Annotated in this window: 13 protein-coding genes; 7 read left to right on the top strand and 6 right to left on the bottom strand. The window is 72.4% G+C overall.

What is annotated here, in order from left to right:
• Positions 1 to 166: 166 nt before the first annotated feature.
• Positions 167 to 436, top strand: coding sequence for a hypothetical protein (locus tag UK12_RS12910; protein ID WP_197084804.1), 270 nt, complete (start codon positions 167 to 169; stop codon positions 434 to 436).
• Positions 437 to 475: 39 nt separating this feature from the next.
• Here the strand turns inward: UK12_RS12910 and UK12_RS12915 are convergent, their stop codons facing one another.
• Positions 476 to 1,408: a M56 family metallopeptidase gene (locus UK12_RS12915; RefSeq protein WP_045303042.1), complete on the bottom strand. Its 933-nt coding sequence runs from the start codon at positions 1,406 to 1,408 to the stop codon at positions 476 to 478.
• Positions 1,409 to 1,411: 3 nt separating this feature from the next.
• Complete coding sequence (locus UK12_RS12920; protein WP_045303043.1) at positions 1,412 to 1,843, bottom strand: BlaI/MecI/CopY family transcriptional regulator; 432 nt, start codon at positions 1,841 to 1,843, stop codon at positions 1,412 to 1,414.
• Positions 1,844 to 2,051: 208 nt separating this feature from the next.
• On the opposite strand from UK12_RS12920, the gene UK12_RS12925 reads away from it, so the two are divergent.
• A complete protein-coding gene (locus tag UK12_RS12925) occupies positions 2,052 to 2,705 on the top strand; it encodes a hypothetical protein (protein ID WP_045303044.1) in 654 nt (217 codons plus the stop codon).
• Between the two features lie 54 nt (positions 2,706 to 2,759).
• On the opposite strand, the gene UK12_RS12930 is transcribed toward UK12_RS12925, so the two are convergent.
• The 3 genes from UK12_RS12930 to UK12_RS12935 all read right to left on the bottom strand — a co-directional run bounded on the left by UK12_RS12930 (position 2,760) and on the right by UK12_RS12935 (position 5,677).
• Positions 2,760 to 3,779 (bottom strand): isopenicillin N synthase family dioxygenase, encoded by a 1,020-nt coding sequence (locus UK12_RS12930; RefSeq protein WP_045303045.1) that lies wholly within the window; start codon positions 3,777 to 3,779, stop codon positions 2,760 to 2,762.
• Positions 3,780 to 3,900: 121 nt separating this feature from the next.
• Positions 3,901 to 3,975 (bottom strand): putative leader peptide, encoded by a 75-nt coding sequence (locus UK12_RS45010; protein WP_442973793.1) that lies wholly within the window; start codon positions 3,973 to 3,975, stop codon positions 3,901 to 3,903.
• A gap of 100 nt (positions 3,976 to 4,075) precedes the next feature.
• Positions 4,076 to 5,677 carry an AMP-binding protein gene (locus tag UK12_RS12935; RefSeq protein ID WP_045303046.1) on the bottom strand — a complete coding sequence of 534 codons (1,602 nt, stop codon included), beginning with the start codon at positions 5,675 to 5,677 and terminating at the stop codon, positions 4,076 to 4,078.
• A 237-nt stretch (positions 5,678 to 5,914) separates the two neighbouring features.
• On the opposite strand from UK12_RS12935, the gene UK12_RS12940 reads away from it, so the two are divergent.
• On the top strand, positions 5,915 to 6,544 hold the full coding sequence (locus UK12_RS12940) for a TetR/AcrR family transcriptional regulator (protein ID WP_045303047.1): 630 nt from the start codon (positions 5,915 to 5,917) through the stop codon (positions 6,542 to 6,544).
• A gap of 326 nt (positions 6,545 to 6,870) precedes the next feature.
• Here the strand turns inward: UK12_RS12940 and UK12_RS12945 are convergent, their stop codons facing one another.
• Positions 6,871 to 7,782 carry an oxygenase MpaB family protein gene (locus UK12_RS12945; protein ID WP_082119556.1) on the bottom strand — a complete coding sequence of 304 codons (912 nt, stop codon included), beginning with the start codon at positions 7,780 to 7,782 and terminating at the stop codon, positions 6,871 to 6,873.
• 292 nt (positions 7,783 to 8,074) lie between these two features.
• Between UK12_RS12945 and UK12_RS12950 the strand changes: the two genes are divergently transcribed.
• The 4 genes from UK12_RS12950 to UK12_RS12965 form a co-directional block, all read left to right on the top strand.
• Entirely contained in the window at positions 8,075 to 9,922 is a 1,848-nt protein-coding gene (locus tag UK12_RS12950; protein WP_045303048.1) for a glycoside hydrolase family 15 protein, read from the top strand.
• A 184-nt stretch (positions 9,923 to 10,106) separates the two neighbouring features.
• Positions 10,107 to 10,868 (top strand): hypothetical protein, encoded by a 762-nt coding sequence (locus tag UK12_RS12955; protein WP_052681839.1) that lies wholly within the window; start codon positions 10,107 to 10,109, stop codon positions 10,866 to 10,868.
• Between the two features lie 221 nt (positions 10,869 to 11,089).
• A complete protein-coding gene (locus UK12_RS36555; RefSeq protein WP_231591178.1) occupies positions 11,090 to 13,042 on the top strand; it encodes a DNA polymerase Y family protein in 1,953 nt (650 codons plus the stop codon).
• A 216-nt stretch (positions 13,043 to 13,258) separates the two neighbouring features.
• Positions 13,259 to 15,868 (top strand): error-prone DNA polymerase (locus UK12_RS12965; RefSeq protein ID WP_052681841.1); only part of this gene is annotated, 2,610 nt, incomplete at its 3' end.

Below are 15,868 nucleotides of genomic sequence, written 5' to 3' on the forward strand. Positions count from 1 at the left end.
TGCTGTAACAGCACCAGTGTGACACCACCCCTGCACCGGGGGCCATGTCCGGTTCGGAGGGCCGAGACCTGACGTACACCGATCCCGCACGATCGAACCTGCCCGCAGACTTCTACAGGTCTGTAGAGTTCTGATGACAGTGGTCCATGGAGCAGGGAGCGGGACGGTGCACGGTTCACAGGAGCGCTCCGGCGCAGCTCGAAGCCCCCAGGACGTTTCCTGGCAGCCGCCCGAGGCGGAGGTGCGGCGGGTGTACCAGCCGGTCGAGGTCCATCGCGAGGACGGGACCTGGGCGGTGGGCCGGATCAACGCGTGGTGGCATCCGGCCGACGGTGAGCCGTGGTGCCGGGTGCGGACCATCGGGCGGGGCGGGGTGCCGTCCTGGATGCCGTTCGACCCGGAACGGCTGGTCCTGCTGCCGCTCTCCGGGATCTGACACAGGCGGGCGGGCCGTCCTCGCGGGCGGCCCGCCGGGTCACAGCGGGGTGGCGGCCTTGAGCACCAGCAGCAGGGCGACGGCCGCGTTGAGTGCGGAGAGCGCCGAGGCCGCCGTGCCCGCGGCGGCGACCATCGCGGCCAGGCCGACCGGGCTGTGGGCCGGCGGCCAGGTCTCGGGCGGCGCCTCGGGACTGAGCAGTGCGGCCACCCGGCGCGGGACGGGCCCGGGGGCGGCGAACGCGGCGAATCCCGGCGCGGGCACGTGCTGGGAGACCAGGGCGGCCCTGGCGACCGCGCGGGCCGTCACCCGGCGGCTGCCGACCGTGTGCGCCGCCTCCTCGTCGGCCCAGCGCTCGGTGCCGTAGGCGACGGCCTTCTGCAGCGGCCGCAGGAACGGGTTGACGCAGCTGGCCAGTTGGGTCGCCAGCAGATAGCGGTGGTGGCGGTTGGCCAGGTGGGAGCGCTCGTGCGCGACCAGGGCCCGGCGCTCGTCGTCGGCGAGGCTGTCGATCATGCCGGTGGAGACGACGATCCGCCCGGGTGTGCCGGGCACGGCGTAGGCGTACGGGTTGCCGTCCGGCAGCACGGCCAGGTCGGAGTCGCGCGGGACGAACTCCAGGGCCTGCTGGGCGCGGGCCCTGATCCGCAGGTGCCGGCGCAGGGTGACGGAGCACATGGTCAGCACCGTGACCAGGACGATCACCGCCGCCGTACCGACCTCCTCGTGGAAGGGGACGGCCGCGCGGACCTCGGGATCGGACCAGTTGTCCGGGAGGGGGTTGCCGGGGATCTGGGCCGTGCCGACCACGAACAGCAGTCCGAGGCAGAGCGAGCTGCAGACGGCCATGCTCACGCTGATCCAGGTCAGCAGCCGGACCGCGGTGCGCGGGTGGAGGTGGTGTTCGGCGAGGCGGGCGATCGGCAGTGCCGTCAGCGGCAGGATCAGGGGGAGGAAGACGAAGACGCCCATGGCTCAGTGCTCCCGTTCCGCGGCCGAGCGTTCCGCGGCCGGGCGTTCCTCGGTCGAGCCGGCCAGCAGGGCCCGCAGCCGCCGCTCGTCCTCGGGGGGCAGGGCGCTGACGAAGCTGGCCAGTACCGCGTCCCGGTCGGACTCGGTGTCGAGCATCCGGCGCATCCGGATCGCGGCCAGGCCCGCCGCGTCCGAGGCGGCCAGCCACAGGTAGACGCGGCCCGACCGGCTGCGGGAGACCGCCTGCTTGGCGAGCAGCCGGGAGAGGATGGTCATGACCGTGGTGTAGGCCAGTTCGCCGCCGAGGCGCTGCTGCACCCAGCCCGCGGTGACCGGCTCGGGGGCGCTGCTGAGCACCTCCAGGACCTGGCTCTCCAGTTCGCCCTGGCCGCGCTTGCGGGGTCGCCTGCCGGCGTCGCCTCTGCTCCGGTCCATGGTGTCTCCCTCCCCGGCGGGCCTGTCCGTGTGCGCGGCGCGCGCCCTCATCCTAGTGAGCGGGCCGCGTGCGGCCGCCCGCTCGCCCTTCGGCGGCGGTCCCGGTTCCTCTACAGTGCTGTAGATTCAGTGCGCGCCGCAATGCTACAGCCGTGCGCCGGGCAGCCGTCCGGGCCCGGGCCGGCGTCCAACGCATCGGAGGACACCTGTGGACGTACCTCCTCGGCTTCGGCAGCAGGACCGAGCCGACTTCGAGCGTGCGCTCGCCCAGGCGCTGGCTGCCGACGACATCCGCGCGGCACTCGCGCGCAACGCCCGGGGCCTCGACAACGCCGGTCTGCGGGCGCTGGCCAGGTCGGCCTCGGCCGAGATCGCGTCGGCCGCGGCGGACGAGTACGGCGAGTACGCCCGGCTCCGCGCCGCCGCCGACCTGGCCGGAACGCTCGGCGGGCAGCCGCAGGACGAACCGGGTGCGCGGCGCGACGGCGGTGGCCTGATGAGCGCACTCGCGGTGTTCACCCCGATCCTGGCGGGCACCGCCGCGGTGCTCTGCTACCTGATCGGCTGCCTGCTCAGGCTCTTCGAGGGAACCGACCACCGGATCGCCGACTCGGTGGTCGAGGTCGCCTGGTCCGCCGCGATCGTCGCGGCCGCCAGCGCGTTCGCCGGCGTGGTCGGACTGCTCATCACCGCGGCCCGCCAGCGCTCGGCCGCCCTGGCGCAGGCCGGCACCGCGGAGCCCGCCCCGGACGGCCTCCTGCTGGCCCGCGAGGCCTGGCGGACCGCGCTGCTCGAACGCGGCATGCTCCCCTTCCTCCTCAGCCGGCTGGACCCCGCCCGCAACGGGGACCGGCCGGCCTGACCGCCGCCCCGGACAGGCAGCGGACGCGGCGTCGGAAAGCTGCCGGAGGTGTCGCTAGGCGGCGGGCAGCAGGCCGGTGTGGTAGCGGCGGGTCACCTCGGGGTGGGCGCGCAGGTAGCCCTTGAGCTCGTTGAAGCCGAAGTCGGCGTAGAGCGGGTTGGCGGGGTCCTGGGTGGCACCGGGCGCGTGCTGGGCACCGGGGAAGTCGAGCGGCTCGATGTGGGCGTCCAGACGCGGGTTGTAGAAGAACGGGACCGAGAATCGCTCGCGGGCCCCCGCCGGGCTGACCACGCGGTGGCGGGTGGCCTTCAGGTAGCCGTCGGTGGCGACTTCGAGCAGCTCGCCGAGGTTGACCACGAAGGCGCCGGGCATCGGCGGGACCTCCAGGTAGGACCCGTCGGGGCGCTCCACCTGGAGTCCGCCGACCTGGTCCTGGAGCAGCAGCGTGATGAACCCGTAGTCCTTGTGCGAGCCGACGCCCTGCCCGGCGCCGTCGGGCGCGGTGCCCGGGTAGCGGACCAGCTTGAGCCGCAGGTGCGGGTGTCCGGCGAAGGCGTGGTCGTAGAAGTCCGGCTCGGCGCCGATCGCGGCGAGGAGTTCGTGCAGCAGCTGCTCGGCGACGCCGCTCAGCCGGTCGATCCAGCCCAGGGCCGCGGTGCGCAGCTCGGGCAGCGCCTCGGGCCACTGGTTGGGCCCCTCCAGCCACCAGTAGGCGGGGTCGCCGGGGGCGGGGACGTGCGGAGGCAGCTCGGCGCCGATGTCCAGCTGGTCGCGCCAGTCCTGGCTGCCGCCGGTGCGCTCGTCGCCGGTGCGGGTGTAACCGCGGAAGTGCGGGGAGTTGAGGTTGCTCACGGAGAGCCGGTCGGCCTCCGGGAGTGCGAAGAAGGCCCGCATGGCGCTGGTCAGGGCGGTGGTCTCGGCCGCGGTTATGCCGTGGCCGGTGAGCTGGAAGAAGCCCACCTCCGTGGCGGCCGCGCGCAGCGTGCTGTGGAGGCGGGCGCGACCCTCGGGGCCGCCGTCGGCGAGCGACAGGTCGATCACGGGGAGGGTGGTGGGGAACGACTGCTGAGTCATGGAGGGCATCCGCTGAGGTCGGTGCCCCGGCTGGGTCCGGCGGTTGCCGGGAAGCCGTCGCTGCGCGCCTGACGGGTGGGGGCGGATGCAGCGGTGCCGGGGGAGGGTGGGAAGGGCGAGATCAGCTGGAGCGTCGACAGCCCATGCTCGTGACGCGGCACAGGTCCACGTGGCGACGACGCATAAGGATAAGCATGTGACTATCTTAGATGACCTTATGGGCGGTGGTCGAACACGTTTTGGCAACATCCGTTGGCATATGCCAAGGCTGCGGTGTCGAGCCGCATCCGGCGTGCTCACCGCCCGAGATCCCGGGCCGCCAGCTCGCGCAGTTCGGTCTTGCGGACCTTGCCGCTCACCGTCATCGGGAACGCCTCCACCACCCGCACGTGGCGGGGCGTCTTGAAGTGCGCGAGCCGTCCGTCGCAGTACGCGGCCACGTCCTCGATGCAGAGCGCGCCGGCCGGGTCGCGCAGGACCACGAAGGCGAAGATCTCCTCGCCGTACCGGAGGTCGGGCACCCCGACCACCTGGACGTCCGCGATCGCCGGGTGGGTGTGCAGGAACTCCTCGATCTCGCGCGGGTACACGTTCTCCCCGCCGCGGATGATCATGTCCTTGATCCGTCCGACCACGGACACGTAGCCGTCCTCGCGCAGCACGGCCAGGTCGCCGGTGTGCATCCAGTCCTCGGCGTCGACCGCCTCGGCCGTCCGGTCGGGGGCGTCCCAGTACCCGAGCATCACCGAGTACCCCCGGGTGCACAGCTCGCCGGGGGTGCCGCGCGGCACCGTCCGTCCGGTCGCCGGGTCGGTCACCTTGACCTCGACCTGCGGCATCACCCGGCCGACCGTCTCGGTGCGGTGCGCCAGGTCGTCCTCGCGCCTGGTCATGGTGGAGACCGGAGAGGTCTCCGTCATCCCATACACGATGGCCACCTCGGCCATGTGCATGTCCGCCTGGACCCGCTTCATCACCTCCACCGGGCAGGGCGAGCCGCCCATCAGGCCGGTGCGCAGCGAGGAGAGGTCGTACGAGGCGAAGTCGGGCAGGCCGAGTTCGGCGATGAACATGGTCGGCACCCCGTACAGCGAGGTGGCCCGTTCGGTGGCGACGGCGCGCAGCGCGGCCGCCGGGTCGAAGCCCTGCGAGGGGATCACCACGCAGGCGGCGTGGCTGAGCGCCGCGAGGTTGCCGATCACCATGCCGAAGCAGTGGTAGAACGGCACCGGCACGCAGATCCGGTCCTGCTCGGTGTACCCGAGCAACTCGCCCACCGAGTGGGCGTTGTTGAGGATGTTCCGGTGCGAGAGGGTGGCGCCCTTGGGGAAGCCGGTGGTGCCGGAGGTGTACTGGATGTTGATCGGGTCGTCGCACCGCAGTGCGGGGAAGTCCCCCTCGGGCCCGGCCAGTTGCTTCCACTCCGGGGTGCCGATCCACAGGGTCTCCCGCAGTGCGGGACACCGGCCGCCGGCCAGCACCTCGCCGACCATCGCCCGGTAGTCGCTGCTGCGGTAGGCGGGCTGGGCGACCAGCAGGCCGACTCCGGACTGGTTCAGCACGTACGCCAACTCGTGGCTGCGGTAGGCCGGGTTGATGTTCACCAGGATCGCGCCGAGGCGGGCGGTGGCGTACTGCACCAGCACCCACTCCGGGCAGTTCAGCGCCCAGATGCCCACCCGGTCGCCCTCGGCCACCCCGAGCGCCCGCAGCCCCCGGGCCAACCGGTCGACGTCCCCGGCCAGTTCGCGGTAGGTCCAGCGCCGGCCGCTCGGGACGTCCACCAGTGCCTCCCGGTCCGGGAACGCGGCCACCACCTGGTCGAGACGCTCCCCGATGGTGCAGGTCAGCAGCGGACTGCCCGTGCTGCCACGGGAGTAGGACGCCTGCTCGGTCACCGTTGGACCTCCGGCTCTCTGGCGGTCGGGCACGGGCGTGGTGCGGAGTACTGCCGGGAACTGCGCCGTGCGGGAACTGCGCTGTGCGGGAACTGCGCTGTGCCCGACCAGGCTTGGTCAACGGCGCCGGTTCGTCAAGACACCTCGCCTGCCCATACGGGCGGTATGGGGCAGCCGGGCTGCGGAACTGGTAGACAGGGTGCTCACCTCCGGCTACGGGGCGGTTGAGGGAGACAGATGCAGGTCGAGCGGATGGACATCGAGCGGCTTGACGTCGAGCGGCTCGACCCGGTGGCGGGGCGGATCCTGGACGCGGCCCTGCAGCAGTTCACCCGCTGCGGGCTGCGCCGCTCGACGGTGGACGACGTGGCCAGGCGGGCCAAGGTCTCCCGGGTGACGGTCTACCGGCGCTTCGGGAGCAAGGAGAGCCTGGTCGCGTCCTGTCTGCTGCGCGAGTCGCGCCGCTTCCTCGCGGTGCTGGACGCCGCCGTGGCGGAGCTGCCGTCGATCGAGGAGCGGGTCGCCGAGGGCTTCGCCGTGACCCTGCGGCACATCAGGAGCCACCCGTTGATGGGCGGACTGCTGCGGCTGGAGCCGGACGTGGTGCTGCCCTTCCTGACGGTGGACGGCGGTCCGGTGCTGGTCGCCGTCCGCGACCATGTCGCCGAGCGCCTCCGGCGGGAGGGGGTGGGCGGTGCCGGGAACGGCGGTCCGGGCGGCGCGGAGGCTGCGACGGTGGCCGAGCTGATGGTGCGGGTCGTGGTCTCCTTCCTGCTCACGCCGGCCAGCTGCATCGAGCTGGACGACGCCGACCGGGCGCGGGACTTCGCCCACCGCTTCCTGGTGCCGCTGCTGGGGCATCACTGAGGGTGTCCGGTTGTGCGCCGCAGGTGATGGCGCGGATTTGTTCGCGTTTGTTCGTGCCGGGCTCTTGACCTGCGGTGAATACGGAGGAAACTGGTCAATACACCGGAAAACCGGACAGAGCCACAATGGCTGATGAAGACGTCCACCAGCTGTCGTGACAATGATCCAGGCTCTGGCTAAGCCCCCGGCACGTCCGCCCGATACCGGAACCATCAGCGACGACTGAAGGCCTACGGTTCGAGAACGGGACTACCGGGGACTGACATGTCCGGACACGGCGCGATCCGGGCTCGTGAGGATCCGGGCCTGTCAAGCGTTCGCGTCCGTCAAGCGTTCGCGCCCGTGAAGGGGCAGCTGCCGCTCTTGCCGCCCTGTCCGGAGCTCTCCCCGCTGCTCTGCTCGAAGGTGCCGAGCTCGCCGATCCGGTAGCCGTTCGGGTAGCCCCTGACCTGGCTGCTCTCGCGGGCCGGGGCCGGCCTGCGGCGCGGCGGCAGCAGCCGGACCACCCGCCCGCGCAACCGCATCCCGGCCCGAACGGCCTTCCGCAGCGCGGCGGGTGGGCGCGGATAGCCGAAGGCCTCGCGCAGCGGGTCGTCCAGCAGGCAGACCGACGAGGCCCGCATCGCGCCGCCGAGCGTCTTCGGGTACCAGCTCGCGGTCAGGTCGAGGGTGGCGTCGGAGACGTCCCGGCCGCCCTGGTCGAAGCCGAAGTGGGCCCGCTCGTAGTCGTCCAGCAGCCGCTCGAACTCCTCGTAGGTCTCCGGGATGTCCTTGAGCCCCATGTGGCTGCCGAGCCGGCGGTAGTAGTTGACGGCGGCCCGCAGCTCGTGCGGCGAGTACGGCCGCCAGCCGTAGTCGTCCAGCCAGCGCTTGGGGACGACGACGAAGGTCGAGAGGACGTAGACGTAGTCCTCGTTGGAGATGTCGTAGCGCCGGTGCATCTGGTTCATCCGGCGGATCGCCTCGCGGCCCTGAGCGGAGTCGAAGCCGTGCTCGACCACCGCGTCCAGGATCAGCACCGTGTCGTCGTACCGCTTCTGCGTGCGCTCGGTGAACTCGCCCGTCCGGGCGAGCAGTCGGCCGATGCTCGGCACGGCGTAGGTGCGGTAGAGGGCGAAGCCGAGTGACTGGTTGGTGTCCCAGGGGAACTCGTACTGGCTGCTGATCCGGTAGATCTCGGCGAAATCCGTCTCGGGGTCGAGCTGGTGTATCCGGTCCAACCAGACGTGACGCTTCATCGGGATCCTTCGTCGGCCGCGCTGCCGCGACTCAATGTTACTGAACGGTCGCTCAGACTCTACGGCTTGACGGGACGTCGAGGCGAGGGGGCCGGTTGGATCTTCGGTGAACGGGTGGGGCCGGTCGGTGAGCACCGGGCCCGGCCCGAGCGGCTGCCCGTCCGAGCGGCCCGGCCGTCCCGGGTGCCGGACGAGTGGGTGCCCGTGCTCGGACCGGACTACCGGTTCAGGGCGGATTACCATGAAATACGAGGTTTCTCGGTGCCCGGACCGCAGCGGTAGGGAGGCCGGTATGGCGTTCGAGAATGCTGCTCTCGGAGGAGTGGACGACTCCCGCTACCTGCCGATCTCCGAGCACGGCCTGATCGGCGATCTCCGTACCGCCGCGCTCGTGGGCACCAACGGGACCATCGACTGGTACTGCTGCCCGCGCTTCGACGCACCCAGTGTGTTCGCGTCCATCCTCGACGCCGACCGGGGCGGATCGTTCGAACTGGCCGCCGACGTGCCGACCCGTACCCGGCAGTTCTACTTCCCCGACACCAATGTGCTGATCACGCGGTTCTTCGCGGCCGACGGGGTGGCGGAGATCCAGGACTTCATGCCGGTCGTCGACGAGTCGCGCGAGGCGGACCGGCACCGGCTGATCCGACGCGTGATCTGCGTGCGGGGAACGCTTCCGTTCCGGGCGAGGGTGGCTCCGCGCTTCGGCTACGGGGCCGAACCGCACTCGGTGCAAGTGCGGGACCACGAGGCGATCTTCCAGTCCCGGTCGCTGTCGCTGTCCCTTACGGCCACCGCGACGCTCGAAACCGACGGCCGGGACGTCTGGGCGAACTTCAAGCTCCTCGAGGGCGAGTCCGTGGTGTTCGCCCTCGACCGGATCGGCGACGAGGTCAGGCCCCGGGCCTGTCCCCGGGCCGAGGCGGAGGACCAGTTCGGGGCGACCGTCAGGTTCTGGCGCCACTGGCTGGCGGGCTCGCGCTACCACGGACGGTGGCGGGAGACGGTGCACCGCTCCGCACTGGCGCTGAAGCTGCTCACCTACGCACCGACCGGCGCGATCGTGGCCGCGCCGACGACCAGCCTGCCCGAACAGATCGGCGGCGAGCGCAACTGGGACTACCGCTACGTGTGGGTCCGCGACGCCGCCTTCTGCATCTACGCCATGCTCCGGCTGGGCTTCACCTCGGAGGCCGAGGCGTTCATGGGCTTCCTGGACGAGCGGGGCATCATGCGGGGCCTCGGGCAGGACATCGGTGCCACGGGCCCGCTCCAGATCATGTACGGCATCGACGGGCGCAGCGACCTGCCCGAGTACGAGCTGTCCCACCTGGAGGGTTACCTCGGGTCCGCTCCGGTGCGGGTGGGGAACGCCGCCACCGGCCAACTCCAGCTGGACATCTACGGGGCGCTGATCGACTCGGTCTACCTGTACGACAAGTGGGGGCAGCCCATCAGCAGTGATCGCTGGGACGAGGTCGGCGTGGTGGTGGACTGGCTCTGCGACCACTGGGACCAGCCCGACGAGGGGGTCTGGGAGACCCGGGGAGGCCGGAAGGACTTCCTGTACTCGCGGCTGATGTGCTGGGTGGCGATGGAGCGGGCCATCCGGATGGCGAACCGGCGCGGACTGCCCGCCGACCTGCCCCGCTGGCGGCAGAGCCGGGACGCGATCTACCGGCAGATCATGCGGCAGGGCTGGTCGGCCGAGCGGGGAGCGTTCGTCCAGGGGCTGGGCAGCGACGTGCTCGACGCCTCCCTGCTGATGATGCCGATGGCCAAGTTCATCTCGCCCACCGACCCCAAGTGGCTCTCGACCCTCGACGTGCTCACCACGGACCTGGTGTCCGACTCGCTGGTCTACCGCTACGACCCGGAGGCCAGCCCGGACGGCCTGCGGGGGACCGAGGGCACCTTCTCGATCTGCTCGTTCTGGTACGTCGAGGCACTGGCCCGCGCCGGGCGGCTGGAGGAGGCCCGGCTGGCCTTCGAGAAGATGCTCACCTACGCCAACCACCTCGGCCTCTACGCCGAGGAGATCGGTCCGACCGGCGAGCAGCTGGGCAACTTCCCGCAGGCGTTCACCCACCTCTCGCTGATCAGCGCCGCGTTCAATCTGGACCGTGCGCTCGGCTGACCGGGCCGGCCTCGGCCAGGGCGCTCTCGCCGTCCGATGTTCGAATTCGATGCGCACGTGCGAGCGGATGCGGAGCGTGATCGACCCATCTCACTTCTCTGCATATATGCAGATCAGGGCGCTTCTGTCGCTCTATCAGATACTTGGACTTGAATATCACTGAACATATGTTCGATCCTGAAGTGTGCCCACTTTCGATTCCGCACTACTCCGCCCGGCCGCCCTCGCGTCGACCGGAGAAGACCTGCTGCCCGTCCTCCCGGCACTGGCACCGCTGCTGCCCGGTGGCGGGCTGCGGCGCGGCGCGGCGGTCTCGGTCCAGGGCGACACCGGTCTGCTGCTGGCCCTGGCGGCCGGCGCGGCGGCGGTCGAGGGCACCTGGTCGGCGGCCGTGGGGCTGCCCGACCTCGGGCTGGCGGCCGCCGCCGGGTACGGGTTCGACCTGCGCCGGCTGCTGCTCGTGGACGACCCCGGGCAGCACTGGCCGGAGGTCGTCGCGGCCCTGTCCGGGGCGGTCGGGCTGATCCTGCTGCGCCCGGACGGCCCGGTACCCGCGCAGCTGGCGGCCAGGCTCACCGCCGTGCTGCGGCGCGGCGGCTGCGCACTGCTGGTGGCCGGCCCCTGGCCGGGGGCCGGACTGCGGCTGGGCGTGCGGTCGGCGCGCTGGTTCGGCCTGGGCGAGGGGTACGGACAGCTGCTGGGACGGCAGGCCGAGGTCACGGCCGAGGGGCGCGGAGCCGGAGCCCGTGCCCGGACGGCCCGCCTGTGGCTGCCGGACGAACACGGTGGGGCACGGGTGGTCGAACCTGCCGAGTCGGACGGGGCGGTGCCTGCCGAGGCCGTTCCAGCCGGGGCGGTGTCAGTCGAGGTTGCCGGGGTTGCCGGGGCTGTCGGGGGCGCCGGTCCGGAGCCGGCGATCGGCGGTCTCGGGCTGGCGGTGGTGTGAGTGGGCGTGGAGACGGGGGGTCGGTGGGTCCAGTGACGTGAGTGGTGCGGCGGTGTGAGATGGCGGCGACGACGGTGACGGCGGAGTGGGGTTCGGACCGGGGCTCGGGCTCGGGCTTGGACTCTGGCTTGGGGACGAGTGCGGGCTCGGGCTTGGGGTCCGGCTCGGGCGTGCCGCGAGTGCTGGTGGTGTGGTGTCCGGACTGGCCGGTCGTGGCCACGATGCCGGAGGCCGCCGGTACGGACCGTGCGGTGGCGGTACTGGAATCCGGACGGGTGCTGGCCTGTTCGGACGCGGCCCGTGCCGCAGGCGTACGCCGTGGACAGCGGCTGCGGCTGGCCCAGCGGCTCTGCCCGGAGCTGGAGCTCCGGGACCGCGACCCGGAGGCCGAGACCCGACTGTTCGAACCGGTGATCGCTGCGGTGGAGGTGTTCACGCCCCGGGTGGAGGTGCTGCGGCCGGGGATGTGCGCGATCCCGGTCAAAGGGCCGAGCCGCTACTACGGCGGCGAGGAGGCGCTGGCTGCCCAGGTGCACGCGGCGGTCGCCGAGACCCTCGGCCGGGGCATGTCCCGGCCCGCGCCCGTTCTTCCGGCCGACGGTCCGGCCGATGGTCCGGCCGACGTACCCTCGCCGGAAGAACGGGTACCGCCGTCACTGCTGCTGCCTCACGGTGGGGGTGGCCGGTCGGCCGAGGTGCGGGCGTTGCCGCTGCACGGGGACGACGGTGATGGTGACGGCGGAGGTCCGTCGGAGGAAGGGCGGGCGGCCTGTGCGGTCACACCGCTGCACCGTGAACCCGAGGGCGGTGATCAGGCCAGGCCCGCACCCCGGGCATCTGCCACCACAGCCCCGGCATCGGCAGCGGTATCGGCAGCGGCGGCCCGGGAGCCTGGCGAGGCCAGGGAGTTCGGCAAGTTCGGGGAGTTCAGGGAGTCCCGGGCGGAAACGCTGAAGGTGCCGCCGCGCTGCCAGGTCGGGGTGGCCGACGGGCTGTTCGCAGCGGTGCTCGCGGCCCGTGCCGGGGTGCTCGTGCCGGACGGCAGGACGGGGGAGTTCCTTGCCCCGTACCCCGTGGCCGCGCTCGGGGACGAGCCGTTGGCCGAACTGCTGGTCCGGCTCGGGGTGCACACCGTCGGCGGTTTCGCCGCACTCTCCGGACGGGCGGTCGCCGACCGCTTCGGCCCCACCGGGACGGCCGCACACCGCCGCGCCCGAGGACTGCAGTCACGTCCGCTCGTCCCCCGCCCCGAGGGCCTGGACCTCACGGTGGAACACCGCTTCGACCCGCCGGAGCTGCTCGCCGAACCGCTGATCTTCGTGGCCCGTACGCTCGCCGAGCAGCTGCATGCCCGGCTGGCCGCGGCCGGACTGGCCTGCCGACGGGTCGCCGTCGAGGTGACCTGCGCCGACGGCCGTACTGCCTCCCGCCTCTGGCGGCACGACGGCAGGCTCGGTCCCTTCGCGCTCGCCGAACGCGTCCGCTGGCAGCTCCAGGCCTGGCAGACCGCAGGCACCTTCGCGGCGCCGGCCCCGGACGGCAGCGACGGTGACAGCGACAGCGGCAACGGCAGCAGCAACGACGGCGGCCCGGGCGACGGCACGTTCGGCGCGGTAGCCGGCTTCACCGCGCTGCGCCTCGCCCCCGACGGCCTGGTGCCCGATCAGGGACGGCAGCTGGCGCTCTGGGGCCAGGCCGTGGCCGAGGACCGGGTCGAACGTGCCGTGGCCCGGGTGCAGGCGGTGCTCGGGCACGCCGGACTGCGCCGGATCGAGCCGGCCGGCGGCCGGGGCCCGGCGGAACAACTGGCGCGGGTGCCCTGGGGAGAGGTGCACGAGGCACCCGCACCCGCCCCCTGGCCGGGTCGGGTGCAGGACCCGGCGCCCTCCGTGGTGCCCCGCAGCCCGGTACCGGTCACCGTCCTGGACCCGGACGGACAACCCGTCACCGTCAGCGGACGAGCCGAGGTGTCCGCTCCACCGTCCCGACTCGCCCTGGACGGAAGGCTGCTGGAGGTCACGGGCTGGACCGGGCCCTGGCCCGCCGTCGAGTACTGGTGGGATCCGGCCCGGCGCCGCCGCCGGGCCCGCTTCCAGATCACGGTGGCCGGTGACCGGGCCCTGATGCTCACCGTCGAGGACGGCCGCTGGTCCGTGGAGGCCGCCTACGACTGACACCGCCTACGACTGACACCGCCTACGACCGGCACCGCCTACGACCGGCACCGCCTGCGACCGGCACCGCCTGCGACCGGCGCCGGCACCGCTACGACCCGTACCGCCTGCGACCGGCACCGCCACACCTGCGACAGCGCACGGACGGAAGGGGGACTCCGAGACACCGAACCGCACCGGCACCATCCCCGACCACCCGACGGAGCACGACCCGCGATGGGATTCACCAGCCACCCCTCGCTCCCCTGGAGCGAGTTGCGCCGCCGCATGGCGGGCCGACCGGGCGAGCCCGACCGGCCCGGCGGCGACGTCGTGCCGCTGCGCCGCCGTCCGGCCTCGCGGGCGCCGTCCCCCTCCCCGTCGGGGACGGCCGTCCCGTGGGCGGAGCTGCACACCCACTCCGCGTTCAGCTTCCTCGACGGCGCGAGCGACCCCGAGGTGCTGGCCGAGGAGGCCGTCCGGCTCGGCATCGAGACCGTCGGACTCACCGATCACGACGGCCTCTACGGGATGGTCCGATTCGCCGACGCCGCAAGGGACGTGGGGCTTCGGACCGTCTTCGGCGCCGAGCTCGGCCTGGGCCCCGACGAGCATCTGCTGGTCCTGGCCCGCAACCCGGCGGGCTACCGCAGTCTGTCCGGCGAGATCAGTGCCGCCCAGCTCGCGGGCGGCGTGAAGAACCGTCCGGCGTACGACTTCGCCCGGCTCGCCGCCGCCCATCGGGGCCAGTGGGCGGTGCTCACCGGATGCCGCAAGGGGCGCGTGCCCACTGCTCTCGCCGCGGGTGGTCCGGCAGCGGCCGAGAGGGAACTCCACCGGCTCGCCGAGGCGTTCGGCCGGGAGAACGTCTACGTCGAACTGATCGACCAGCGCCTGCCCGGCGACGACCTGCGCAACGACCGGCTGGCCGCGCTCGCGGCCGGACTCGGCCTGACCGCCGTCGCCTCCAACAACGTGCACCACGCCACCCCGGCCGAAGCCCGACTGGCCCAGGGGCTGGCCGCGCTGCACGAACGCCGTACGGTCGAGCAGGCGGCCGGCTGGACGATGGCCTCGGGCACGGCCCATCTGCGGTCGGGCCGCGAGATGGCCGCCCGGCTGGCCCGCTACCCGGGTGTCCAGCAGGCCACCGTGGAGCTGGGCCGTGCCTGTGCCTTCGACTTCGGCGGACTGGACCCCCAGCTCCCGGGGTTCCCGGTGCCCGAGGGACACAGCGAGATCAGCCATCTGCGCGCCCTGGTCGCCGAGTCCGGGCCGGTCCGGTTCGGCGCGGACAACGAACCCGCACTGCGCCAGCTCGCCCGCGAGCTCAAGGTGATCGAAGATCTCGATCTGGCCGGGTACTTCCTCATCGTCCACGACATCGTGGACTTCTGCCGAGAGCAGGACATCTGGTGCCAGGGCCGGGGCTCCGCCGCCAACTCCGCCGTCTGCTACGCCCTCGGCATCACCGCCGTGGACCCGATCCGCTACCGCCTGCTCTTCGAGCGCTTCCTCAGCCTCGAACGCGACGGGCCGCCCGACATCGACCTCGACATCGAGAACCGCCGCCGCGAGGAGGTCATCCAGTACGTCTACCGGCGTTACGGGCGCGAGCACGCCGCCCAGGTCGCCAACGTCATCACCTACCGGCCCCGGCTCGCGCTGCGCGACGCGGCCCGGGTGCTCGGCTACCCGCAGGGGCAGATCGAGGGCTTCACCCGGCAGGTCGACTTCCGCAGCCCGCCGGGCGCGGACGCGGTGATCCCCGCCGACGTGCTCGACCTCGGCCGCCAACTCCACGGACTGCCAAGGCATCTGGGGATCCACTCGGGCGGCATGGTGCTCACCAGGGAACCGGTCGGCGAGATCTGCCCCACCGAGTGGGCCCGGATGCCGGGGCGTTCGGTGCTGCAGTGGGACAAGGACTCCACCGCCGGAGCCGGACTGGTCAAGATCGACCTGCTCGGCCTGGGCATGCTCTCCGCGCTGCACGACGCCTGCGACCTGATCGCCGCCCACCACGGCCGCCGCCTCGACCTGGCGGGCATCCCGGACGACGACGCGGCGGTGTACGAGATGCTCTGCCGGGCCGACACGGTCGGTGTCTTCCAGGTCGAGTCGCGTGCCCAGATGGCCACCCTGCCGAGGCTGAAGCCGCGCCACTTCTACGACTTGGTGGTCGAGGTCGCGCTGATCCGGCCCGGACCGATCCAGGGCGGCTCGGTCCACCCCTATCTGCGCCGCCGCGCCGGAGTCGAACCGGCCCGCTGCCCGCACCCGTTGATGGAGAACGCCCTGAGCAAGACTCTCGGGGTGCCGCTGTTCCAGGAGCAGATGATGCAACTGGCCATCGACTGCGCCGGGTTCAGCCCGGCCGAGGCCGACCGGCTGCGGCAGGCGATGGGCGCCAAGCGCTCCCACCAGCGGGTCGCCGAACTGCGGCAGCGCCTGCTGGACGGCATGGCCGAGCGCGGCATCGCCGCCGACATCGCCGAGGACGTCTACACCAAGATCGAAGCGTTCTCCAACTACGGCTTCCCGGAGAGCCACGCGATCAGCTTCGCCTATCTGGTGTACGCCAGCGCGTGGCTCAAGCACCACTACCCGGCCGCCTTCACCTGCGCCCTGCTGGCCAACCAGCCCATGGGTTTCTACTCGCCGCTGAGCCTGGTCGCCGATGTCCGGCGGCACGGCGTCGAGGTCCGTGGGGTGGACGTCAACGCCAGCAGCCCGGGACCGACCCTGGAGCCCGAGCCCGAGCCCGAGCCCGAGCCCGAGCCCGAGCCCGAGCCCGAGCCCGAGCCCGAGCCCGAGCCCGAGCCCGAGCCCGAGCCCGAGCCCGAG

The sequence above is a fragment of the Saccharothrix sp. ST-888 genome, assembly GCF_000955975.1.
Taxonomy (GTDB): Bacteria; Actinomycetota; Actinomycetes; order Streptomycetales; family Streptomycetaceae; genus Kitasatospora.